General features: G+C 61.5%; 20 protein-coding genes. 7 read left to right on the top strand and 13 right to left on the bottom strand.

The window, feature by feature from the left end; translation table 11 throughout:
• Positions 1-27: 27 nt before the first annotated feature.
• Together SynRS9907_RS00520 and ahcY are read right to left on the bottom strand one after the other, a co-directional pair.
• Positions 28-687 carry a DedA family protein gene (locus SynRS9907_RS00520; protein ID WP_186514443.1) on the bottom strand — a complete coding sequence of 220 codons (660 nt, stop codon included), beginning with the start codon at positions 685-687 and terminating at the stop codon, positions 28-30.
• A gap of 71 nt (positions 688-758) precedes the next feature.
• On the bottom strand, positions 759-2189 hold the full coding sequence (ahcY, locus tag SynRS9907_RS00515; protein WP_188021471.1) for an adenosylhomocysteinase: 1431 nt from the start codon (positions 2187-2189) through the stop codon (positions 759-761).
• Between the two features lie 30 nt (positions 2190-2219).
• On the opposite strand from ahcY, the gene tsaE reads away from it, so the two are divergent.
• Positions 2220-2711: a tRNA (adenosine(37)-N6)-threonylcarbamoyltransferase complex ATPase subunit type 1 TsaE gene (gene tsaE / locus SynRS9907_RS00510; protein WP_188021470.1), complete on the top strand. Its 492-nt coding sequence runs from the start codon at positions 2220-2222 to the stop codon at positions 2709-2711.
• On the opposite strand, the gene SynRS9907_RS00505 is transcribed toward tsaE, so the two are convergent.
• Together SynRS9907_RS00505 and mutT are read right to left on the bottom strand one after the other, a co-directional pair.
• The gene (locus SynRS9907_RS00505) at positions 2678-3634 is read right to left on the bottom strand and encodes a carbohydrate kinase (RefSeq protein WP_188021469.1); all 957 of its coding nucleotides are present in this window, start codon (positions 3632-3634) and stop codon (positions 2678-2680) included. The genes tsaE and SynRS9907_RS00505 overlap by 34 nt on opposite strands.
• A gap of 21 nt (positions 3635-3655) precedes the next feature.
• Positions 3656-4783, bottom strand: a complete 1128-nt coding sequence (gene mutT, locus SynRS9907_RS00500) for an 8-oxo-dGTP diphosphatase MutT (protein WP_188021468.1) — start codon at positions 4781-4783, stop codon at positions 3656-3658.
• A 150-nt stretch (positions 4784-4933) separates the two neighbouring features.
• On the opposite strand from mutT, the gene SynRS9907_RS00495 reads away from it, so the two are divergent.
• A complete protein-coding gene (locus SynRS9907_RS00495) occupies positions 4934-5797 on the top strand; it encodes an alpha/beta fold hydrolase (protein WP_255446055.1) in 864 nt (287 codons plus the stop codon).
• Here SynRS9907_RS00495 and SynRS9907_RS00490 read toward each other — a convergent pair.
• Positions 5782-6789 carry an RpoD/SigA family RNA polymerase sigma factor gene (locus SynRS9907_RS00490; RefSeq protein WP_188021466.1) on the bottom strand — a complete coding sequence of 336 codons (1008 nt, stop codon included), beginning with the start codon at positions 6787-6789 and terminating at the stop codon, positions 5782-5784. The genes SynRS9907_RS00495 and SynRS9907_RS00490 overlap by 16 nt on opposite strands.
• A gap of 54 nt (positions 6790-6843) precedes the next feature.
• Entirely contained in the window at positions 6844-8304 is a 1461-nt protein-coding gene (gene mgtE, locus SynRS9907_RS00485) for a magnesium transporter (protein ID WP_188021465.1), read from the bottom strand.
• Between the two features lie 72 nt (positions 8305-8376).
• Here mgtE and SynRS9907_RS00480 point away from each other — a divergent pair, with 72 nt between their 5' ends.
• Positions 8377-8850, top strand: coding sequence for a glutathione peroxidase (locus SynRS9907_RS00480; protein WP_115024852.1), 474 nt, complete (start codon positions 8377-8379; stop codon positions 8848-8850).
• On the opposite strand, the gene SynRS9907_RS00475 is transcribed toward SynRS9907_RS00480, so the two are convergent.
• From SynRS9907_RS00475 to gyrB, 4 genes are read right to left on the bottom strand one after another with little or no spacing between them, the layout of a single operon-like run.
• Positions 8816-9214 carry a CrcB family protein gene (locus tag SynRS9907_RS00475; protein ID WP_188021464.1) on the bottom strand — a complete coding sequence of 133 codons (399 nt, stop codon included), beginning with the start codon at positions 9212-9214 and terminating at the stop codon, positions 8816-8818. The genes SynRS9907_RS00480 and SynRS9907_RS00475 overlap by 35 nt on opposite strands.
• Positions 9207-9587: a CrcB family protein gene (locus SynRS9907_RS00470; RefSeq protein ID WP_188021463.1), complete on the bottom strand. Its 381-nt coding sequence runs from the start codon at positions 9585-9587 to the stop codon at positions 9207-9209. The genes SynRS9907_RS00475 and SynRS9907_RS00470 overlap by 8 nt, the downstream gene beginning before the upstream one ends.
• A complete protein-coding gene (locus SynRS9907_RS00465; RefSeq protein ID WP_188021462.1) occupies positions 9568-9873 on the bottom strand; it encodes an SH3 domain-containing protein in 306 nt (101 codons plus the stop codon). Before SynRS9907_RS00465 ends, SynRS9907_RS00470 begins: the two co-directional genes overlap by 20 nt.
• The gene (gyrB, locus tag SynRS9907_RS00460; protein WP_188021461.1) at positions 9873-11840 is read right to left on the bottom strand and encodes a DNA topoisomerase (ATP-hydrolyzing) subunit B; all 1968 of its coding nucleotides are present in this window, start codon (positions 11838-11840) and stop codon (positions 9873-9875) included. The genes SynRS9907_RS00465 and gyrB overlap by 1 nt, the downstream gene beginning before the upstream one ends.
• A gap of 152 nt (positions 11841-11992) precedes the next feature.
• Here gyrB and miaA point away from each other — a divergent pair, with 152 nt between their 5' ends.
• Positions 11993-12892, top strand: a complete 900-nt coding sequence (gene miaA, locus SynRS9907_RS00455) for a tRNA (adenosine(37)-N6)-dimethylallyltransferase MiaA (RefSeq protein ID WP_188021460.1) — start codon at positions 11993-11995, stop codon at positions 12890-12892.
• A gap of 57 nt (positions 12893-12949) precedes the next feature.
• A complete protein-coding gene (infC, locus tag SynRS9907_RS00450) occupies positions 12950-13603 on the top strand; it encodes a translation initiation factor IF-3 (RefSeq protein WP_011363124.1) in 654 nt (217 codons plus the stop codon).
• Here infC and SynRS9907_RS00445 read toward each other — a convergent pair.
• Positions 13600-14229 (bottom strand): dienelactone hydrolase family protein, encoded by a 630-nt coding sequence (locus SynRS9907_RS00445; protein ID WP_370586616.1) that lies wholly within the window; start codon positions 14227-14229, stop codon positions 13600-13602. The two genes, infC and SynRS9907_RS00445, sit on opposite strands and share 4 nt — an antisense overlap.
• Before the next feature lie 216 nt (positions 14230-14445).
• Here SynRS9907_RS00445 and SynRS9907_RS00440 point away from each other — a divergent pair, with 216 nt between their 5' ends.
• A complete protein-coding gene (locus tag SynRS9907_RS00440; protein ID WP_188021459.1) occupies positions 14446-15447 on the top strand; it encodes a GntR family transcriptional regulator in 1002 nt (333 codons plus the stop codon).
• Between the two features lie 10 nt (positions 15448-15457).
• Positions 15458-16210: a serine O-acetyltransferase gene (gene cysE / locus SynRS9907_RS00435; RefSeq protein ID WP_188021458.1), complete on the top strand. Its 753-nt coding sequence runs from the start codon at positions 15458-15460 to the stop codon at positions 16208-16210.
• A gap of 250 nt (positions 16211-16460) precedes the next feature.
• On the opposite strand, the gene SynRS9907_RS00430 is transcribed toward cysE, so the two are convergent.
• Together SynRS9907_RS00430 and secA are read right to left on the bottom strand one after the other, a co-directional pair.
• Positions 16461-17336 (bottom strand): glycosyltransferase family 2 protein, encoded by an 876-nt coding sequence (locus tag SynRS9907_RS00430; RefSeq protein ID WP_188021457.1) that lies wholly within the window; start codon positions 17334-17336, stop codon positions 16461-16463.
• Positions 17337-17374: 38 nt separating this feature from the next.
• Positions 17375-20191, bottom strand: a complete 2817-nt coding sequence (gene secA, locus SynRS9907_RS00425; RefSeq protein WP_188021456.1) for a preprotein translocase subunit SecA — start codon at positions 20189-20191, stop codon at positions 17375-17377.
• Positions 20192-20239 lie beyond the last annotated feature (48 nt).

Below are 20239 nucleotides of genomic sequence, written 5' to 3'. Positions count from 1 at the left end.
CCCCCAGGGAAACCCTCGCGCCGGTGCTCAGTCGGACGACTGACGCCGGCGCCAGATGCGCAGACCCAACCAGATCGCGCCCGCCAGCAGCGACACCACCAGCAACACCTTCACAGCCTTGGAGACCGGGTCAATCCAGAGCTCAACGTTGCTGTAGCCCTCTCCGAGAACCATGCCGGCCACGGTGAGCAGGGCCGTCCAGATCAGGCTGCCGGCGGTGGTCCAGACCAGAAACGGCGCCATCGGCATCATTTCAATGCCCGCCGGGACCGAGATCAGCGTGCGAATGCCAGGCACCAAGCGCCCCCAGAACACCAGGGCGGTGCCGTAGCGGCTGAACCAGCGGCGGCTACGGGCCAACTCATCGGCACTAATGCCGATCCAGCGACCGTGACGTTGCAACCAGGCTTCGATCCGTTCCTCGTTGATCAAGCGACCGATCCCGTACCAGGGCAGGGCACCGAGCACCGTGCCCAGCAAACCCGCCAGCACCACGGGCACCAGATCCAGCTGACCCTGCTGCACATAGAAGCCCCCGAGGGGCATGATCAGCTCGGACGGAATCGGCGGGAAGAGATTCTCAAGAAACATCGCCGCGAAGATCGCGGTATAACCCAGCCACTGATTCGCCTCCACCGCCTGGCCGATCAACTCCGGCAGTTGTGTGATCAGATCAGAAAGCCCCATGGAGACTGCGCTTGATCGCGCAAGTCTTCCATGGGGCCGTGAAGATCAGATTCCGATCCGCTGGATCGTGATCAGTAGCGGTAGTGGTCGGGCTTGTAGGGACCTTCCACGGGCACATTGATGTAGTCGGCCTGGTCTTTGCTGAGTTCGGTGAGCTTGGCCCCGATGCGACCGAGGTGCAGGCGAGCCACCATCTCATCAAGGTGCTTGGGCAGCACGTACACCTCCTTGGCGTACTCATCGCCCTTGGTGAACAGCTCGATCTGAGCCAACACCTGGTTGGTGAAGGAGTTGCTCATCACAAAGCTGGGGTGGCCAGTGGCGCAGCCCAGGTTCACCAGGCGGCCTTCCGCCAGCAGGATGATCTTGTTGCCGCTGGGCAGGGTGATGTGATCCACCTGCGGCTTGATGTTCTCCCACTCGTACTCCTTGAGGGAGGCGACATCGATCTCGTTGTCGAAGTGGCCGATGTTGCAGACGATGGCTTCGTCCTTCATCTTCACCAGGTGCTCGTTGCGGATCACCTGGTAGTTGCCGGTGGCGGTGACGAAGATGTCCATGTCTTCGACCACGTCCTCAAGACGCACCACGCGGTAGCCCTCCATGGCCGCCTGCAGCGCGCAGATGGGATCCACTTCCGCAATGCAGACGGTGGCACCGAGGCCTCGCAGCGACTGGGCTGAGCCCTTGCCCACATCGCCATAGCCGATCACCAGGGCCTGCTTGCCCGCCACCATCACATCGGTGGCGCGCTTGATGCTGTCCACCAGTGACTCGCGGCAGCCGTAGAGGTTGTCGAACTTGCTCTTGGTGACCGAGTCGTTGACGTTGATGGCGGGGAAGGGCAGCTCACCGCTCTTCTGCATCTTGTACAGACGTGCCACACCTGTGGTGGTCTCCTCGGTCACGCCCTGGATCTGAGCCTTGGTGCGCGAATAAAAACTGGGGTCCTGGGCCAGCTTCTTCTTGATCGAAGCGAACAGGAAGGTCTCCTCTTCGTTGCCGGGGTTGTCGAGAACGGTGATGTCCTGCTCGGCCTTGCTGCCCAGCATCACCAGACCAGTGGCATCACCACCGTCGTCCAGGATCATGTTGGGGGAGCCGCCGTCACCCCACTCGAGGATGCGGTGGGTGTAGTCCCAGTACTCCTCGAGGGTCTCGCCTTTGACGGCGAACACGGGGATGCCCTGGGCGGCAATGGCCGCAGCAGCATGATCCTGGGTGGAGAAGATGTTGCAGGAAGCCCAGCGCACTTCGGCTCCGAGTTCCACCAGGGTCTCGATCAGCACGGCGGTCTGAATCGTCATGTGCAGGGAGCCGGCGATGCGGGCACCCTTCAAGGGCTTTTCGCTTCCGTACTTCTCGCGCAGCGCCATCAGACCGGGCATCTCGGTCTCAGCGATGTCGAGCTCCTTGCGGCCGAAATCGGCCTGATTGATATCGGCAATGACGCAATCAACGCCGAGCTTCAGCTCAGCCGCGGACGTGGGCGCTGCCACCATGGTTTCGGTGCTCCCTAATGAATCGTGGAGTTGAATCTCTGCAGAGACGCCGAGGCTTCGGGCTCGCTTAGAACGGACTCTACAGGGCATGTCTGGGCGCTTGAGACCCTTGAGACGACCCGGGCCCTGGGCCGATTGCTGGCGCGCGAGCTTCCAACGGGAGCCATCCTGCTGTTGAGCGGACCCCTTGGAGCCGGCAAAACATCGCTGGTGCAGGGCCTGGCCGAGGGCCTCGGGATCACCGAGCCGATCACCAGCCCCACTTTTGCCCTGGCCCAGCACTACCCCCAGGGGGAACCACAGCTGGTGCACCTTGATCTCTATCGCCTGGAGCAACCGGCATCCGCCGATGAACTGTTTCTTCAGGAGGAGGAGGAAGCCAGCGCCACCGGAGCGTTGATGGCCGTGGAGTGGCCAGAACGGCTGGGGCTCGATCTGGCCGAGGCCTGGCACCTGGAGCTTCGCCATCAAGGCGAAGGGCGACTGGCTCAGCTCACCTCTCCCAGAAAGGCCTCCACCTGAGCCTGCGTTGGCTGGGGATCAATGCCACCGGCCCCGCCACAGACCAAGGCACCACAAGCAGCCGCAAAGCGAATGCGCTCCTGGGGCGCGGCGGACCAGCAATGCAACAACCCGGCCGTGAAAGCATCACCGGCACCGGTGGTGTCCACCACGACGGGAGGCTGAAAGGCGACCTGCTGACCGGACTCAGCACCCAATTGCCAGCGCACCGGGGCCGCGCCATCGGTCACCACCACATCCGGCCGCTGGGGCAAGGCCTGCTGGATCGCACCGGGATCGTCGGTGTGGAAGAACCACAGCGCTTCCTCACGAGCCAACTTGATCAGGGCCGCCTGCTGCAGGAGCGGTTGAATCGCAGTTTTCGCCGCTGCGGATGGTCCGGCCTCGGGATCAGCGGTGGCATCCCAGAACGTGGGACGCCAATTCACATCAAGGGCAATCGCCGTGCCTTGGCTGCTGGCCTGGCGCACGGCCGACAACAAAGCCGAAGCCGACGTTGGTGTTGCCAACGGAAGGGTGCCAATTAACAACCATCGGGCCGGGGGCAGGGCAACCGGCTCCAACGCCTGGTCGGCAAAGCCGGCCCCCTGATCTCCGTCAAAGCCCTGAAACTGTCGTTCCCCATCCCGCGCACGGCGCACCAGCACGATGCGACTGGGACGCTCGGCATCCCGCTGCAGGAGCGTGGTGTCAACGCCACGCTCAGCAAACAACCTGGAAAAGGCTTCACCGATGGCGTCCTGCCCCAGTCGGCCGGCGAAGGCCACGGGGGTGCCCAAGCGGGCCAATCCACAGGCCACATTCGCGGGAGCCCCGCCAAGACGATCGTCCACCGGCTGATCGACCGCCGGGTCACTCCCCTGTGGGCCGAGCCTGTCAATCAGGGCTTCACCGAGACAAACGACTACAGGAGCGAGCGCCATCCGATCGCAGCAGAACCTTTCCTAAGGGTGAGCAGAGCTGCCAAGAGTGCCAAGCAGCGCCTCAATGATCCGCGCATTGGCCGCCGGGAATGCGAACTCCTTGAGTTGATCGGGCCGCACCCAACGCACCTGCTGACTGGCGAGGGGCTGCGGCTCTCCCGACACCCAGTCGCAGAGATGCACCACGAAGCGCAGCTTCTTGTGGCTGTAGGCGTGATTAACGGTGATCAGTTCAGCGCCCACCGTCACCGCAATGCCCAGCTCCTCCTTCAACTCGCGGGCGATGCAGGTTTCGATCGTTTCGCCCTGCTCCTTTTTGCCACCGGGGAACTCCCACATCCCCCCCAGCAGGCCTTCCTCAAGGCGCTGGTCAATCAACACCTCCCCGGCCGCGTTGAGCACAACCCCCACACCGATCACCTGGAAGGGCAGTGGCTTGGGAGCTTCGGTCACGGGCCAGCGGCAAGGATCGCCTGCAGCGTAGGCAGCGCAATGGGATTGCCAGGGGCAGCGCTGGCAGTCCGGCTGGCGGGGGGTGCAAAGCGTGGCCCCAAGATCCATCAAGGCCTGGTTGGTGTCCCGTGGCCGCAGCGGATCAAGCAGGGCCTCACTCCAACACCAGAACAAGGCGTCGTCACGGGCCGGTGGGCGCGGATGGGCCGTCAATCGCGCCAGCACCCGTTTGACGTTGCCATCCAGGATCGGCAACGGAGCATTAAACGCACTGGAAAGGATGCTGCCGGCGGTGGTGCGACCGATGCCCGGCAAGGCCATCCAGCCCTCCAACGTGCGGGGCCAGGATCGGTCCACCAGCAGCTGCGCCGCCTCATGCAGCCGGCGGACCCGGGAGTAATAACCGAGACCCTGCCACTGCAGCCGCACCTCATCCAGAGACGCCGCGGCCAGGCTCTCAACAGAGGGGAACGCCTCCATCCAACGCGTCCAGTAGGGGAGAGCCACGGCCAACTGGGTCTGCTGCAGCATCACCTCGGCGATCCAGATGCCGTAGGGATCGAGATCCTGGTCCGGCGCTGGACGCGCGCCGCCAGGCAACTGCTTCCAGGGGATGCCGCCGCGGCCATGCCGCTCCCACCAGGCCAGCAAGGCTGTCGATAGAACAGCAGCTTCGGCCTCGGTCAACGCGTCCATGGGTTCGCGATTGGTGTCAGAACAGCATCCGAGCAACGAGCGTCCATCCAAGTGCTCCTCTCGCCAGGATGCACGGGCGCAGCAAGCCAAGGCGTGAGCCCGAGCAACAACCTCTGGAGCTGGAACGAGCGATCAATCGGTTGGAGCCTGATGGGCAACCCCAATGCCGAAGAGGCCGTGCTGCTGATTCATGGTTTCGGGGCCAACACCAACCACTGGCGCTTCAACCAACCGGTGCTGGCCGAACTGATGCCCACCTACGCCATCGATCTGCTCGGTTTCGGGCGCAGCGATCAGCCTCGGGCTCGCTTGAAGGATGAGTCCGTTTCAGCGGATGCCGTTCATTACGGCTTTGATCTGTGGGGCCAACAGGTGGCTGACTTCTGCCGCCAAGTCATCGATCGCCCAGTGCGACTGGTGGGCAACTCGATCGGCGGGGTCGTGGCCCTGCGAGCCGCACAACTGCTGGGCGAGCGCTGCCGTGGCGTGGTGCTGATCGACTGCGCACAGCGCTTGATGGACGACAAGCAACTGGCCACCCAACCCGCCTGGATGGCCTGGATCCGACCGCTGTTGAAAACAATGGTGCGGCAGCGCTGGCTCAGCACCGCGCTGTTCCGCAATGCGGCACGGCCCGGCGTGATCCGCAATGTGTTGAAGCAGGCCTATCCCAGTGGCGCCAACGTCGACGACGACCTGGTGGATCTGCTGTTTCAACCGACCCAACGCAGGGGTGCAGCTGAGGCCTTTCGCGGCTTCATCAACCTGTTTGACGACCATCTCGCCCCACGATTAATGGCGGAGATGTCGACCCCCGTGGATCTGATCTGGGGCGAAAACGATCCCTGGGAGCCAATTGCTGAAGCCGAGCGCTGGGCCCAGACGCTGAGCTGCGTTCAATCACTCTCAGTGGTTCAAAACGCAGGCCACTGTCCCCACGACGAAGCACCGGATCAGGTGAACCCGATGCTGCAAAAGCTGATCAAGAGAACGGCAACTCAGCAGGCGACGTAAGCCTCCACCTGATCACTCACCCGGCGCAAACCGGCCAAACCATCCCGCTCAAGGTTGCGGACACGGTCACGACTCATGCCCAGGATGCGGCCGATGCCCGTCAGGCTCATGGGATCTTCGCCATCCATGCCGTAACGCATGCGCAACACCTGCTCCTGAAGGTGAGGCAACTGGCCCAGAAGGCTGCGCAGATCACCCTTCAAGCAATCTTCTTCCACCTGATCGCTGGGCAGATGGCCATCGCCGGAGAGCAATTCCAGCAATTCGGTGTCGTCGCCATCACCCACCTTCATCTCCAGGCTCACGGGCTGACGGGCACGGCACATCAGATCCTTGACGTCATCCTCCGGCAGCTCGACGAACTCAGCCAACTCGGTGACGGTGGGGGTGCGGCCCAGCTCCTGACTCAGCTCCCGCTGACCCTTTTTGAGCTTGTTCAGCATCTCGGTGATGTGGATCGGCAGCCGAATCGTGCGGCTCTTCTCCGCAATGGCCCGAGTGATGCCCTGGCGAATCCACCAATAGGCGTAGGTGGAAAACTTGTAACCGCGGGTGGGGTCGAATTTCTCCACACCACGCACCAGGCCGATGGTGCCTTCCTGGATCAGGTCCAGGAGCTCCATGTTCCGCTTGGTGTACTTCTTGGCAACGCTCACCACCAGCCGGAGGTTGGCCGCCACCATGCGCTCCTTGGCGCGACGTCCGTGCTGCAGCTTGCGCTTGAGCTGCATGGACGAAAGACCTGAAGCCTTGGCCAGCTGGTCACGGCTGGGCTTTTCACCCGCCTTGCTCTCCAGCTCCGACTCGAGCGATTCCAGATCCATCAACTCCTGAACCTGGCGGCCCAGGGTGATCTCCTGCTCATGGGTCAGCAGTGGAACACGGCCGATATCACGCAGATAGGAGCGAACCAGATCAACGTCTGCAGTAACGGTCTTTGCCGACTTTGCAGCAGTTTTGGGCTTGGAAGCAGCGGTCGCAGCCGGAGCCATGGAGTGCTTCTTTGAGTTATGTGAAGCGTACTCCTAAGAAACGTAAACAGGCTCTCAGAAAACGCCGAAGGTAAAGAAATGGGTAGAAATACCTGTGGCTTGCACCAGCTGCGGCAGATGCACCAGCAGCCATCCCGCCGTCTTCAGGTAGATCAGCGTGCCCGCCACATCCGTGCAGGTGGTGATGAAGGGCGTCGACATCAACGCCGGATCCAGACCCATGCGGTCAAACAGCAGCGGAAACGCGGCACCGGCCGTTGCCGCCAGGGTGGTGATCGCCAGCAGGCTCATCCCCACCGAGAGTCCCACCAGGGCGCTTTCGCCACGCCACCAGGCGAAGGGGACCACCAACAGCATCATCAACACCCCAAGCAACGCCCCCGCCATGGCTTCGCGGCCAATCGCCCGCAAAGGGCCAAGGCTGGAGATGCTCTGGGTGCTCAAACCACGGATCACCACCGTGGAGCTCTGGGCCCCCACGTTGCCGCCGGTGCCACCGAGCAAGGGAATGAACGCCGCCAACAACACCACCTGCTGCAGCACGTCTTCATTGGCGGCGATCACCTCTGAGGTGAAAAAGCTGGCCAGCACCAGCACCGCCAGCCACACCACACGGCGGCGAGCAACGGTGAACAGATTGCTGCTGAAGTAATCGTCGTCATCGCCGGCCTGGACTGCGCCGGCGGCGTAGAGATCACGGGTGGCCTCCTGCTCGATCACATCGATCACGTCGTCCACGGTGACGATGCCTACGAGACGTTGTTCCAGATCCACCACGGGAACAGCGAGGAAGTCGTAACGCTGAATCGTGCGCGCCACCTTCTCCTGGTCGGTGTCGGTGCTGACGCTGAGCACCTCTTCGGTCATCACATCGCCGATGCGGGCCTGGGGATCGGCTGTCACCAGATCCCGCAGCGACAGGATCCCCGTGAGGCGTCGCTCAGCGTCCGTCACATAGAGGGAATAGATCGTCTCGGTGTCGCGAGCACGGCGCCGCACGATCTCCAGTGCCACTGCGGCGGTCTGGTTTTCCTTGAACGCGATGTATTCGGTCGTCATCAAACGACCGGCCGTTTCGGAGCGGTAGCCCAGCAACTCAGCCGTCACCTTGCGTTCATCAGGGCTGAGCTCACTCAGGAGTTGCCGCACCACCTTGGCCGGCAACTCCTCGAACAACCGGGCGCGATCATCGGGCGACATCTCCTCCATCACCTCCCGCATCTCACCGGAGCGCAGCAGGCTCAGCAGGCTCTGTTGGGTGGCGGTGTCGAGGTATTCGTAAACATTGATGGCTTCGTCTTTGCTGAGCAGGCGAAAGGCAATCGCCTGCAGGTTGGCCGGAAGACTGCCGATCGCCTCAGCGATGTCCACCGGCTGCACCGGTTCCAACAACAATTTCACGGCGTCGTAATTGCCCGCCTGGAGCATTGCGGCGAGCTCATGGGCCACCGCCTCGGCCAGCAACTCCGGCTCCACGCTCACGCCACCACTGCTCAGCCCCGATGCCTCCGTCATGCCCCTCCGGCCGGGAGCCCAGTGTATGGCCGTTACAGCCGGTTAACCTCTGCGCTCCATCCCTGTTTCTCCATGGCGATCAGCGTCAGTTCCGTCTCCGTCACCACCCCTGACGGCAGCAGCAAATCCCTTGGCGACTACGCCGGCAAGGTGCTGCTGATCGTGAACGTGGCCAGCCGCTGTGGATTCACCAAGCAGTACGCCGGTCTGCAGGCCTTGAACGAGGCCTACGCCGCCAAGGGGCTGGCGGTGCTGGGTTTCCCCTGCAACGACTTCGGCGCCCAGGAGCCCGGCAGCCTGGACGAGATCAAGAGCTTCTGCTCCACCACCTACGGCGCCGACTTCGAACTGTTCGAGAAGGTGCATGCCAAGGGAAGCACCACCGAGCCCTACACAACGCTCAACCAGATGGATCCCGCCGGCGATGTGGAGTGGAACTTCGAGAAGTTCCTGGTGGGCAAGGACGGCACCGTGATCGCCCGCTTCAAGAGCGGCGTCACCCCTGAAGACCTCAAGTCGGCGATTGAGGCGGCGCTGGCGGCTTGAGCCGTCGCCCCAGGCTGAACCCAAGGGCTGCGGCACCAACTCCCAGCCCAAGGGTCAGCACAATCAAACCCAACGCGGCGGCCCAATCACCGGAACTCAGGTGCTTCATGGCCGCCAGCATCCAACTGCTGAAGGTGGTGAGCGAGCCGCAGAAGCCAATCCCCAGAAGCAACTGTCGCCGTGGAGCAGCGGGGAGCCCGGCCAGCAAACCCAACAGGGCTGCCCCAAGACCATTCACCAGCAGGTTCTGATCCCCCAGATGCAGGGCCAGCTGCCAGCGCAGAAGCGCTCCGGGCACAGCGCCCACGCCAACAAGCAGCAGCTCCTGGAGTTCCAGCTGCAGGCTCGGTTTGGTCTCAGGCATGGTTCCCCAGTCCGTAACCCAAAGCAGAGGCCAGCAAGCCTGCACCGATCGAGGCCAGCGCTAGCACCACAGCCGTAAGCATCTGGCCGGCCCGCAACTCGTTCAGCAGCTCCACGGCAAAGGTGGAAAAGGTGCTGAGGCTGCCGAAAAAACCCACCCCCATCAACAAGGCAATGCCGGTGCTGGAGGCACAGGTTTCATTGAGCGCCAACACCAGGCCCAGGGCGAAACAAGCCACCACATTCACCAGAAAGGTGCCCCAATGCTTCTTGGGCACCATGGGCTGAAAGTGGTTCACCACCTTCAAGCGCAGCCAGGCCCCGGGGATCGCCCCCAGACCCACCAGAACCACTTCAGGCGCGGAGCCAGCCACGGCGTTGATCTCCCGAAAGGGTTTGCACGTGCAACCAGTCTTGGCCATCGGCGGCGGACCAGCGCCGCAACAGCCGCAGGGAAGATCCTGCCTTGAGGGTGGTCAGCCGGGGAGCCACTGCGAGCGGGCTCAGCCGAAGAGGTTGGTCAGTGGCCGTATGCAAGGGCCCGGAGGCAGCGCGGCGACGGGGCTGCGGTTGACGCCGATCAGCACCACCGGCAGGCAAGGCCGCGGGAGCCATCAAGGCCACCCCCAACAGCCAGCTCCAACGCAGAACAGGCCCCATCAAATGTCGAGGGCTGCCATGTCCAGCTCGGCGCTGTGGGTTTCGATGAATTCACGGCGGGGCGCCACCTTGTCGCCCATCAGGATCGTGAAGATGCGATCGGCCTCGAGGGCATCCTCGATCTCCACCCGCTTCATCGTGCGGGTGGTGGGATCCATGGTGGTTTCCCAGAGCTGCTTGGGCATCATTTCGCCAAGACCCTTGAAGCGCTGGATCGTGTAATTGGCCTTCTCGCCGAAGCCCTCCAGGGTCTTCTGCAGATCGCCCTCGTTGTAGCAATAGGTGTGGTTCTTGCCGCGCTCAACTTTGTAGAGCGGCGGGCAGGCGATGTAGATGTAGCCGCCCTCCACCAGCTCCTTCTGGTAGCGGTAGAAGAAGGTGAGCAGCAGGGTGCGGATGTGGGCGCCATCCACGTCGGCGTCGGTCATGATCACGACCCGGTGGTAACGGAGGTTCTTCACGTCGAAGTCCTCACCCTTGATGCCCAGGCCCAGGGCGGTGATCAGCGCCTGGATCTCCGTGTTCTTGTAGATCTTGGCGTCGTCGGTCTTCTCGATGTTGAGGATCTTGCCCCGCAGCGGCAGGATCGCCTGGAAACGGCGGTCGCGGCCCTGCTTGGCGGAGCCACCAGCGGAGTCGCCCTCAACGATGTAGATCTCGGATTCGCCGGGGTCGCGGGAGCTGCAGTCAGCCAGTTTTCCGGGGAGGGTTGAGCTCTCCAGAACGCTTTTGCGCCGCACCAGTTCGCGGGCCCGGCGGGCGGCTTCAGCCGCATTGAAGGCCTGGATCGCCTTCTCCAGGATCAGGCCGATCACGGAGGGATTGAACTCGAGGAACTGGCTGAGGGCTTCACCCACCAGGTTGTCGACAATGCCGCGCACCTCGGTGTTGCCGAGCTTGGTCTTGGTTTGACCCTCAAATTCCGGTTCCGGCACCTTCACCGAGAGCACCGCCGTCAGGCCTTCGCGGATGTTTTCCCCCGCCAGGTTGGAATCGGATTCCTTGCGTTTGCCAAGCTTCTTGGCGAAGGCATTGAGGGTGCGGGTGAGCACCGTCTTCAGGCCTTCGATGTGGGTGCCGCCGTCCACGGTGCGGATGTTGTTGGCGAAGCCGAGGATGCTGTCGGAGTAGGCATCGGAGCACCACTGCAGGGCTGCCTCCACCTGAACGCCATCCTTCTCCGAATTCACATAAATGATCTCGGGGTGAAGGGCGTCCTTCTCCTTGTTCATGTAGGCGACGTATTCCTTGATGCCGCCTTCGTAGAAGTAGGTCTCCTCATGGGGATTTCCCTCCTCATCCCGGGCCGACTCCCGTTCATCGCGGAACACGATCCGCACGCCGCCGTTGAGGTAGGCCAGTTCCCGCAGCCGAGCCGAAAGGGTGGCGTAGTCAAAGACGATGCCGCCGGTGAAGATTTCAATGTCGGGCTTGAAGCAGACGGTGGTGCCGGTCTCGCCGGACTCCGCCGCCGGCTGCGACTCTGAAGCCAGCCCTCCAATCGCCGCACCGCGCTCAAAGCGCTGGCGATGCACCTGGCCCTGACGGCGCACCGTCACCTGCACCCATTCACTCAGGGCATTCACCACGGACACGCCGACGCCGTGCAGACCGCCGGACACCTTGTAACCACCAGCGCCAAACTTGCCACCGGCGTGCAACACGGTGAGCACCGTTTCCAAGGCGCTCTTGCCGGTGCGGGGGTGCACATCGGTGGGGATGCCGCGGCCGTTATCGCTCACTGAGGCGGAGCCGTCTTCACCGAGGACCACAACAATGCGGTCGCAATGGCCCGCCAGGGCCTCATCCACCGAGTTATCGACAACCTCATACACCAGGTGGTGCAAGCCCCGCGGCCCGGTGGAGCCGATGTACATGCCCGGGCGTTTGCGAACGGGCTCAAGCCCCTCCAACACCTGAATCTGCTCAGCGCCGTAGGCGTTCTGGACCTTGGAAGCGTCGCTCATTCAGAAAGTCTCAAGCCAGGAAACCGGGTCATGGGCGGGCGCAACGGCTCTAAACCTCGACCTGACAATGTCAATTTACCACCGGCTGTCTATAGAGGCTTGCAGAGGCCTCTCAGAGCCCATTCCCAGCCGGGCTGCACCCCCTCACCCTTTTGAACAGCTCCAACCCCCTGGTGATCACCTTGCTCGGGCCCACCGCCAGCGGCAAGACCGCCCTGGCGCTGGAGATCGCCGAACGGCTGGATCTGCCGGTGATCAACGTGGATTCCCGCCAGCTCTACAGAGAGATGGATCTGGGCACCGCCAAGCCGACGGCGGAGCAACAGGCGCGGGTACCGCATCATCTCCTGGACCTGCGCAGGCCGGATCAGCCGATCACCCTGCAGGAGTTCCAGGCGGAGGCCAATCCCTGCATCAACCGTGAGCTGGAGCAGCGAGGTGTAGCCCTGCTGGTGGGCGGCAGCGGCCTGTACCTCAAGGCCCTCACCAGTGGCCTTCAGCCTCCGGCGGTGCCCCCCCAGCCGCAGCTGCGCCAACAGCTCACGGCTCTCGGCCAGAGCATCTGCCATCCGATGTTGCAGGCCGCCGACCCAGAGGCCGCCGCCAAAATCGCACCGGCCGATGCGGTGCGCACCCAGCGCGCCCTGGAGGTGCTCTATGCCTCCGGACAACCGATGAGCCGCCAGGCCACGGCCACACCTCCGCCCTGGCGGGTGCTGGAACTGGGCCTGAATCCCGCCAACCTGCGCCAACGGATCCAGCAGCGCACCGAGCAGCTCTACCGCGATGGACTGGTGGAGGAGACCAGGCGCCTAAGCGAGCGCTACGGCGTCGATCTGCCGCTGCTGCAAACCATCGGCTACGGCGAAGCGCTGCAGGTGCTCGCCGGCAGCCTGAGCAATTCAGAAGCGGTTCGGATCACTTGCCAACGCACCCGCCAGTTCGCCAAACGCCAACGCACCTGGTTCCGGCGTCAGCACAACCCCCACTGGCTGCCCGACCAGGCAACGCTGACGGATGCGATGCCGTTGATCGAGCAACATCTAAGGTGAAGGATGCAGACGTTGTATTAACTGAAGTTGTCTGCACCTGTCCCCGTCACCGCCTGAATGCCCCCACGTCCCCGTTTTGACCGTCGTGCCCCGGTTCGGGAGCTGCCCAACATCAACGACCGGATCAACTACCCCCAATTGAGGGTGGTCGACTCAGACGGCGCTCAGCTGGGCGTGATCAGCCGGGAAGAAGCTCTGGATGTGGCCCGCGACCGGGAACTGGATCTGGTGCTGGTGAGCGAGAAGGCTGACCCGCCGGTCTGCCGGATCATGGACTACGGCAAGTTCAAATTCGAGCAGGAAAAGAAAGCCAAAGAGGCCAAGAAGAAGTCGCACCAGACCGAAGTCAAAGAGGTCAAGATGCGCTACAAGATCGACCAGCACGATTACGACGTGCGCATCGGTCAGGCCCAGCGCTTCCTCAAGGCAGGCGACAAGGTGAAGTGCACCGTGATCTTCCGTGGCCGCGAGATTCAGCACACCGCTCTGGCCGAAACCCTGCTGCGGCGGATGGCCAAGGACCTCGAGGAAAAGGCCGAGATCCAGCAGGCTCCGAAGCGGGAAGGCCGGAACATGATCATGTTCCTCACCCCGCGCAAAACACCGCTGGTGAAGAAAGAGGAAAAGGAACAGGCCGCCAACAAGGCCGTGCGCACCATCCCGGCACCGCCCCGGCCCACCGCCGCCAAAGTGGCCAGCCCCCAGGGCTAAACCACAGGGTCGTCACCGAGCAGCAGACGCCATCCCTGGGCTGAGGCCTGGGGATTGAACGCGCTGCGGGCTTCACACATGAAGCCGTGGTCGGCATCGGCAAACTCCACAAAGCGCAAGCGCTGGCCGGCGGGATCGACCTTGCTCAGGGCGACCCCTATGGCTTCGCGATCTTCGGGAGGGATCAGCGGATCAGCCGTGCCGAAGACGCAGGTGAGCCGCGCCTTGATCTCAGGCAGCAGGGCCAACGAGGGTTCACCACCACCAGGCCGCATTCGGCTCACACCGGCACCGTAAAAGTCAAAGGCGTGCTCAACCCCGGGCAACGCGGCCGCCAGAAAAGCGGCATGCCCCCCGAAGCAGAAGCCCACCACATGGATGGCGGCCTGCGGGTAACGAGCCCTGAACCAGCTGACTGCAGCGGCGACATCAGCCAGGATCTGATCGCTGGTGGTGGCGTCCTTATGGCGGCGCCCTTCAGCCAGATCAGCGGCGGCGTAGGCCAACTCCAGATCAGGAGCCGTGCGGGAGAACAACGGCACCGCCAGGGCCGGATACCCCTGGGCGGCCAGGCGATCCGCCACGCTGCGCACCCAGGCGTTCACACCAAAAACCTCAGGCAGCACGATATAGACACGATTTGTTAACGATTTCAACTCAATATCGTTCGCGCTAGCCTGGGCTCCGCCCACCAGCAACGCAATTGCACAGCCCCACCAACGAGCTCAATCCAGCGAGACGAGGGGGAGTTGGGAATTGTCACAGGCCCACAGGACACACACCCAATTGTCACCAGGCAATTCACTCCGTATGGTGGCCGCATTCAGACCTGTCCCACTGGCGTGCGATTCCATATCCAGCAGGAGAGCGACATACCGGCATCAACGCAGCTCTACAACCAGATCTGTTTCGCCATCGCAGCGCGGCATTACCCACCGGGGCATCGCTTGCCAAGCACGCGCCAGTTGGCGATGCAGACCGGCTTGCACCGCAACACGATCAGCAAGGTGTATCGCCAGCTTGAAACCGATGGCGTGGTGGAGGCTATGGCCGGCTCGGGCATCTACGTGCGCGACCAGCAGAAGCCGCGCGAAATGAAAACTCCACCGCACATCCGCAACCGAGGCGTCACCGATCTAGACCGGGAAGTGCGCAAGTGCGTGGATGGCCTGCTGAATGCCGGCTGCACCCTGCAGCAAACCCGCGAGTTACTCACCCGTGAGATCGATTGGCGACTGCGCTGCGGTGCCCGCCTGCTGGTTAGTACCCCTCGTGAAGACATCGGCGCCTCGATGCTGATCGCCGAGGAACTCGAACCCTGCCTGGATGTGCCAGTGGAAGTGGTGCCGCTGGAGGAGCTGGAAAGCGTGCTGGAGAACTCCAACAACGGCACGGTAGTGACCAGCCGTTATTTCCTCCAACCGGTGGAGGAGCTGGCCAAGAAACACGGCGTTCGCGCTGTGGCCGTTGACCTCAACGACTTTCGCCAGGAGCTGGCCATGCTCAAAGAGCTCCGCCCTGGCAGCTGTGTGGGCCTGGTGAGCATCAGCCCCGGCATTCTGAGAGCCGCCGAGGTGATTCTCCACTCGATGCGAGGCAACGAATTGCTGCTGATGACGGCCACCCCGGATGTGGGCAGCCGCCTGCTGGCCCTGCTGCGGGCCTCGAGCCACGTGCTCTGTGATCGACCGAGCTTGCCCTTGGTGGAACAGACCCTGCGCCAGAACCGATCCCAATTGATGCGCATGCCCCAGGTGCATTGCGCCGAGAGCTACCTCAGCACCGATACGATCGACCTGCTCCGCAAGGAGATCGGCCTGCAGATCCCAGCGGCCGCCAGCTGACACTTCTGCGATGTTTGATCACATCCGTGCCGACCTCGCGATCATCCGCGAGCGTGATCCAGCTGCCCGTGGCTGGCTGGAAATTGTGTGCTGCTACCCAGGCTTTCAAGCCATCAGCCTGCATCGGATCAGCCATCGCCTTTGGACCTGCCGTCTGCCTCTGAAACTGGCTGCGCGCTGCCTCAGTCAAATCAGTCGCGCCATTACCGGCATCGAAATTCACCCCGGTGCACGCATCGGCCACAGCGTGTTCATTGACCACGGCATGGGGGTGGTGATCGGCGAAACCACAGAAATCGGAAACCGTTGCCTGCTGTACCAGGGGGTCACCCTGGGGGGCACCGGCAAGGAGCACGGTAAACGCCACCCCACTCTTGCCGAAAACGTGGTGGTGGGAGCCGGCGCCAAAGTCCTGGGAGCCATCACGATCGGCACCAACACCCGGATTGGTGCGGGATCGGTGGTTGTTCGTGACGTGGACGAAAACTGCACTGTGGTTGGCATTCCCGGACGGGTGATCCACCAGAGCGGAGTCAGGATCAATCCGCTAGCGCACTCAGCTCTGCCGGATGCGGAAGCAAACGTCATCCGCAACCTGATGGAAAGGATCGATCACCTCGAGAGCACGGTGAGGAACCTCAAACGCTGCCTACAGGAGGTGGCGGCTGGGCGACAACTCATGGAAGAGTGCTCTGGCGAAGCTCAAAATCTCAAAGATCGAGAAATTCTGGAATTTCTCGGAGACGCCTCAAGCGAGCGTTGATCACAATCTGGAGCCATTTGCACATCACACCTCTAAGAATGCAACCAGTTCGATAAAAGTACTTTTTCAAGGCAAAGATCTAGAAAGACTGCAAACCCAACACCTGTAACAAGGCAAAGGCAATACCAGCCTCACATTTACAGATAAATATTTTCAACGCGTCCATTTTAGGAACCATGCTCAATACCTTCCAGCGCAATCATCACCCTCCTAAAAATCAAACCAATTAGCAAAGAGGACGAACCTTACCTCAACTCAGCCAGCGAGAGATTCGACACTTCAACCAGAACCATCGGTACTTGGCCCGCAAAGACTTCACAGCAACGAAAAGCCGAGCATCCTCAAAAATGCTGCCTTCTTTCAAACCTTGAGCAAGGGCCTCGGGGGTTGTCTGCAAGCCACGCCAGAATTCCCAAAGACCATCACGATGCAAGAGCCGGCGTTGCTGTCGCCAAGCATCGCCCCAAGCTCGAGGAAGACCTTTGTTGCGTTGGTAGGCAGCACCGCCAAGTCGAATTTTTGATTGGTAGGAGGAAAAACGCCTGTACGGAAAGTGAAAGATGGATACCTGATCACTGAACTCAAGTGACCCCTGATGACCAAAAATTTCATGATTGCCTTGATCAACAGTTACATCAGCAAAGGCACGATGCATGCACTTAGGAGGCAAAGGACGGTGAAGCGCATTAACACTTTCACGCCAGAAGAAACAACTCTGTGAAGGGTGAGACAAACCATCACGACGCCGACCAGTCTCTGGGAGAACAGCATTAAAACGCTGAACAAACAACCCAGCTATGCCTGGAGCAACAGAATCCAAAAAGGATGGCGCATCTCCATCGGGGAACAACCAAAACTCATCAGCATCATTATTGATGACCCAATCAGCCCCATGATCTTGATAAGCAGAGCGAGCCATTTCCGTAACCCACTGTGCTTGATCATACGTATCAGATGCCTGCTGGATATAAGTAATAGGAACAAAACGGGCCAACCGCCGCAAGATCGCAGACGTTGCATCTGTGGACAGATTATCCATCACCAAAAAAGACTCAACACCCTGGGCATAGTGAAACAGGATATTTTCAGCAATAACATCCTCCTCGTTACGAACGAGAAGAGTCATCACCACACGAGTAGACATTCAGATCACACCAATGTCAATCAAGTAGACCCTGACTGCTGTGGTGCAGCTGGCTGGAACATGAACATTGAATAGATCACATTGCGACGCATATTGGTCATCATTTCAAGGAACATGTCGTAGCCCTCGTTCTTGTATTCAATGAGAGGGTCTTTCTGACCGTAGCCACGCAGACCAACGGATTCGCGCAGGGCGTCCATCGCCTGGAGATGTTCACGCCAAAGGGTGTCAATCTGCTGAAGAATGAAGAAGCGCTCGGCCTCCCGCATCAGCCCCGGGCGCTGTTGCTCAATCTGGCCTTCTTTGAGGTCGTAGGCATTACGCAGTTGCTCCTGAAGGAAGACCTTGAGTTCCTCCATGCCAAGGCCCTGCACCTGATCAGGGGTGAGATCCTCCAGGAGGTAGATGAATTCCTTCACCTTGCCCACCAGCTGGCCCAGATCCCATTCCTCCGGCGGCAGATCCGGATTCACATAGGCCTCCACGATTTCGCCCATGGTGCGTTCGCCGTAGCCGATCACCTGCTTCTTGAGGGCACGGCCATCGAGCACCCGGCGGCGTTCGGAATACACCGCACGCCGCTGGTTGTTCATCACCTCGTCGTACTCGAACACCTGCTTGCGGATGTCGTAGTAGTAGGTCTCCACCTTCTTCTGGGCCCCCTCCAGCGAGCGGGTAAGCATGCCGGACTCAATCGGCATGTCCTCCTCCACGCGGAAGGCATTCATCAAACCGGCAACACGGTCACCGCCAAAGATCCGCAGCAGGTTGTCTCCTAAAGAGAGGAAGAAGCGGGTAGAACCGGGGTCGCCCTGGCGGCCGGCACGGCCACGCAGTTGGTTATCGACACGGCGGGACTCATGCCGTTCCGTGCCGATCACATGCAGGCCACCGGCCTCGCGAACGCGGCTTTCCTCCTGCTTCACCACGGCGTCGTATTCACCCTTCACCCGGGCGATCGCCTCGCGCAACGCCTGAATCTGGGGATCCTCAGTGGGAGCTTTCTCCGCAGCAGTGGCGATGCGCTCCTCCAGCTCAATCACCGTGAGGGCACGGTCTCCCCAGGCCTTGACCAGATCACGCGCCAGCTGGCCGAGAGCTTGATCAGTGTCATCAGTGAGGGGGCAGGGATAGAGGCTCTCACCGCTGCGGGGCAGGGAAGGCGCCGCAGCATCAGCGAACCCGCCCGGAGCACTGCGCTGCAAAGGGACGGGCGGCTTGTGATCGTCCTCCGGTTTCACAAGACGGCCCAGCAGCACCTCCCGCAACTTCAAGCGGGCCATGTAGTCGCTGTTGCCGCCCAGGATGATGTCGGTGCCACGGCCCGCCATGTTGGTGGCGATGGTCACGGCGCCAGCCCGACCGGCCTGAGCGACGATCTCCGATTCGCGCTCCACGTTCTCCGGCTTGGCGTTGAGCAAGTTGTGGGGGATCTCCTGCTCCGCCAGCAGCGAACTCAGCAGTTCGCTTTTCTCCACCGAGGTGGTGCCCACGAGCACAGGCCGTCCGTTCTTGTGGATCTCAGCTGTTTCGTTGGCCACAGCGCGCCATTTGGCAGCCTCGGTTTTGTACACCTGATCGGCCCAGTCCTGACGCGCCCGGACCCGGTTGGTGGGGACGATTGTGGTTTCGAGTTTGTAGGTCTTCTCGAATTCGACCTCTTCAGTTTTTGCCGTGCCGGTCATACCGGCCAAGCGCGGATAGAGCAGGAAAAAGTTCTGATACGTGATCGAAGCGAGAGTCTGTGTTTCCGGTTGGATCTGCAGGGCCTCCTTAGCCTCGATGGCTTGATGCTGGCCGTCACTCCAACGGCGACCCGGCATCACCCGACCGGTGAACTCATCCACAATCACCGCTTCGCCGTCGCGCACGATGTAGTTCACATCCTTGACGAACAGCTCCTTGGCCTTGAGGGCGTTGGTGATGTAGTGAGCCCAGGGGTCCTGAGGGTTAAACAGATCCGCCACCCCCAACATCTGCTCGGCTTTGGCAAAGCCTTCATCGGTAAGTGTGCAGCTGCGCTGCTTTTCATCGACCTCGTAATCACCTTCTGGATCGATGCCGTCTTTGCCCAACTCAGCGGCGCGAGCCAGGGCATTGGCCACCTCGGCGGCCTGTTGGTATTTCTCCTGAGGACGTTCCACCTGACCAGAAATGATCAGTGGAGTTCGGGCTTCGTCGATCAGGATCGAATCCACCTCGTCGATCACGCAGTACTGAAACTCCCGCTGCACCACCTCCGAGATATCGGCGGCCATGTTGTCGCGCAGATAATCGAAGCCCAGCTCTGAGTTGGTGGCGTAGGTGATATCGCAGTTGTAGTTACGCCGGCGCTCCTCAGGACGCATGTCCTGCTGAATCAAACCGACAGACAAGCCAAGAAAACGATGCACCTGGCCCATCCATTCGGCATCTCGACGAGCCAGGTAGTCATTCACCGTCACGACGTGAACGCCCCTTCCAGTGAGGGCATTGAGATAGCTCGGAAGGGTGGCAACCAGGGTTTTGCCTTCGCCGGTTTTCATCTCGGCGATCTGACCTTCATGCAGCACCATGCCGCCAATCAGCTGGACATCGAAATGACGCATGCCCAGCACACGCTTGCCGGCTTCACGAACAACAGCAAAGGCCTCAGGCAGGATCTCGTCGAGGATCGGCCGCTGGTTCGCCAGACTGCCGGCATTGGCCAAACGCTCTTGGAAGGCAGCGGTTTTGCCACGTAACTCATCGTCGGAGAGCGGAGCGATCTCCTCTTCAAGCAGCTGAATATCCGAAACGATCGGCTGGTAACGCTTCAGCTTGCGGGCATTGGGATCACCCAGCAGGAGCTTGAGCATGGAAAGCAGCAACCGAATCGGGTGCAGCCTAATGGAGGCTCACTCGCA

Origin of the sequence: Synechococcus sp. RS9907, from assembly GCF_014279615.1 — a bacterium.
In the GTDB taxonomy this organism is placed as follows: domain Bacteria; phylum Cyanobacteriota; class Cyanobacteriia; order PCC-6307; family Cyanobiaceae; genus Parasynechococcus.
This window is presented reverse-complemented; position numbering and strand designations above follow the sequence as displayed.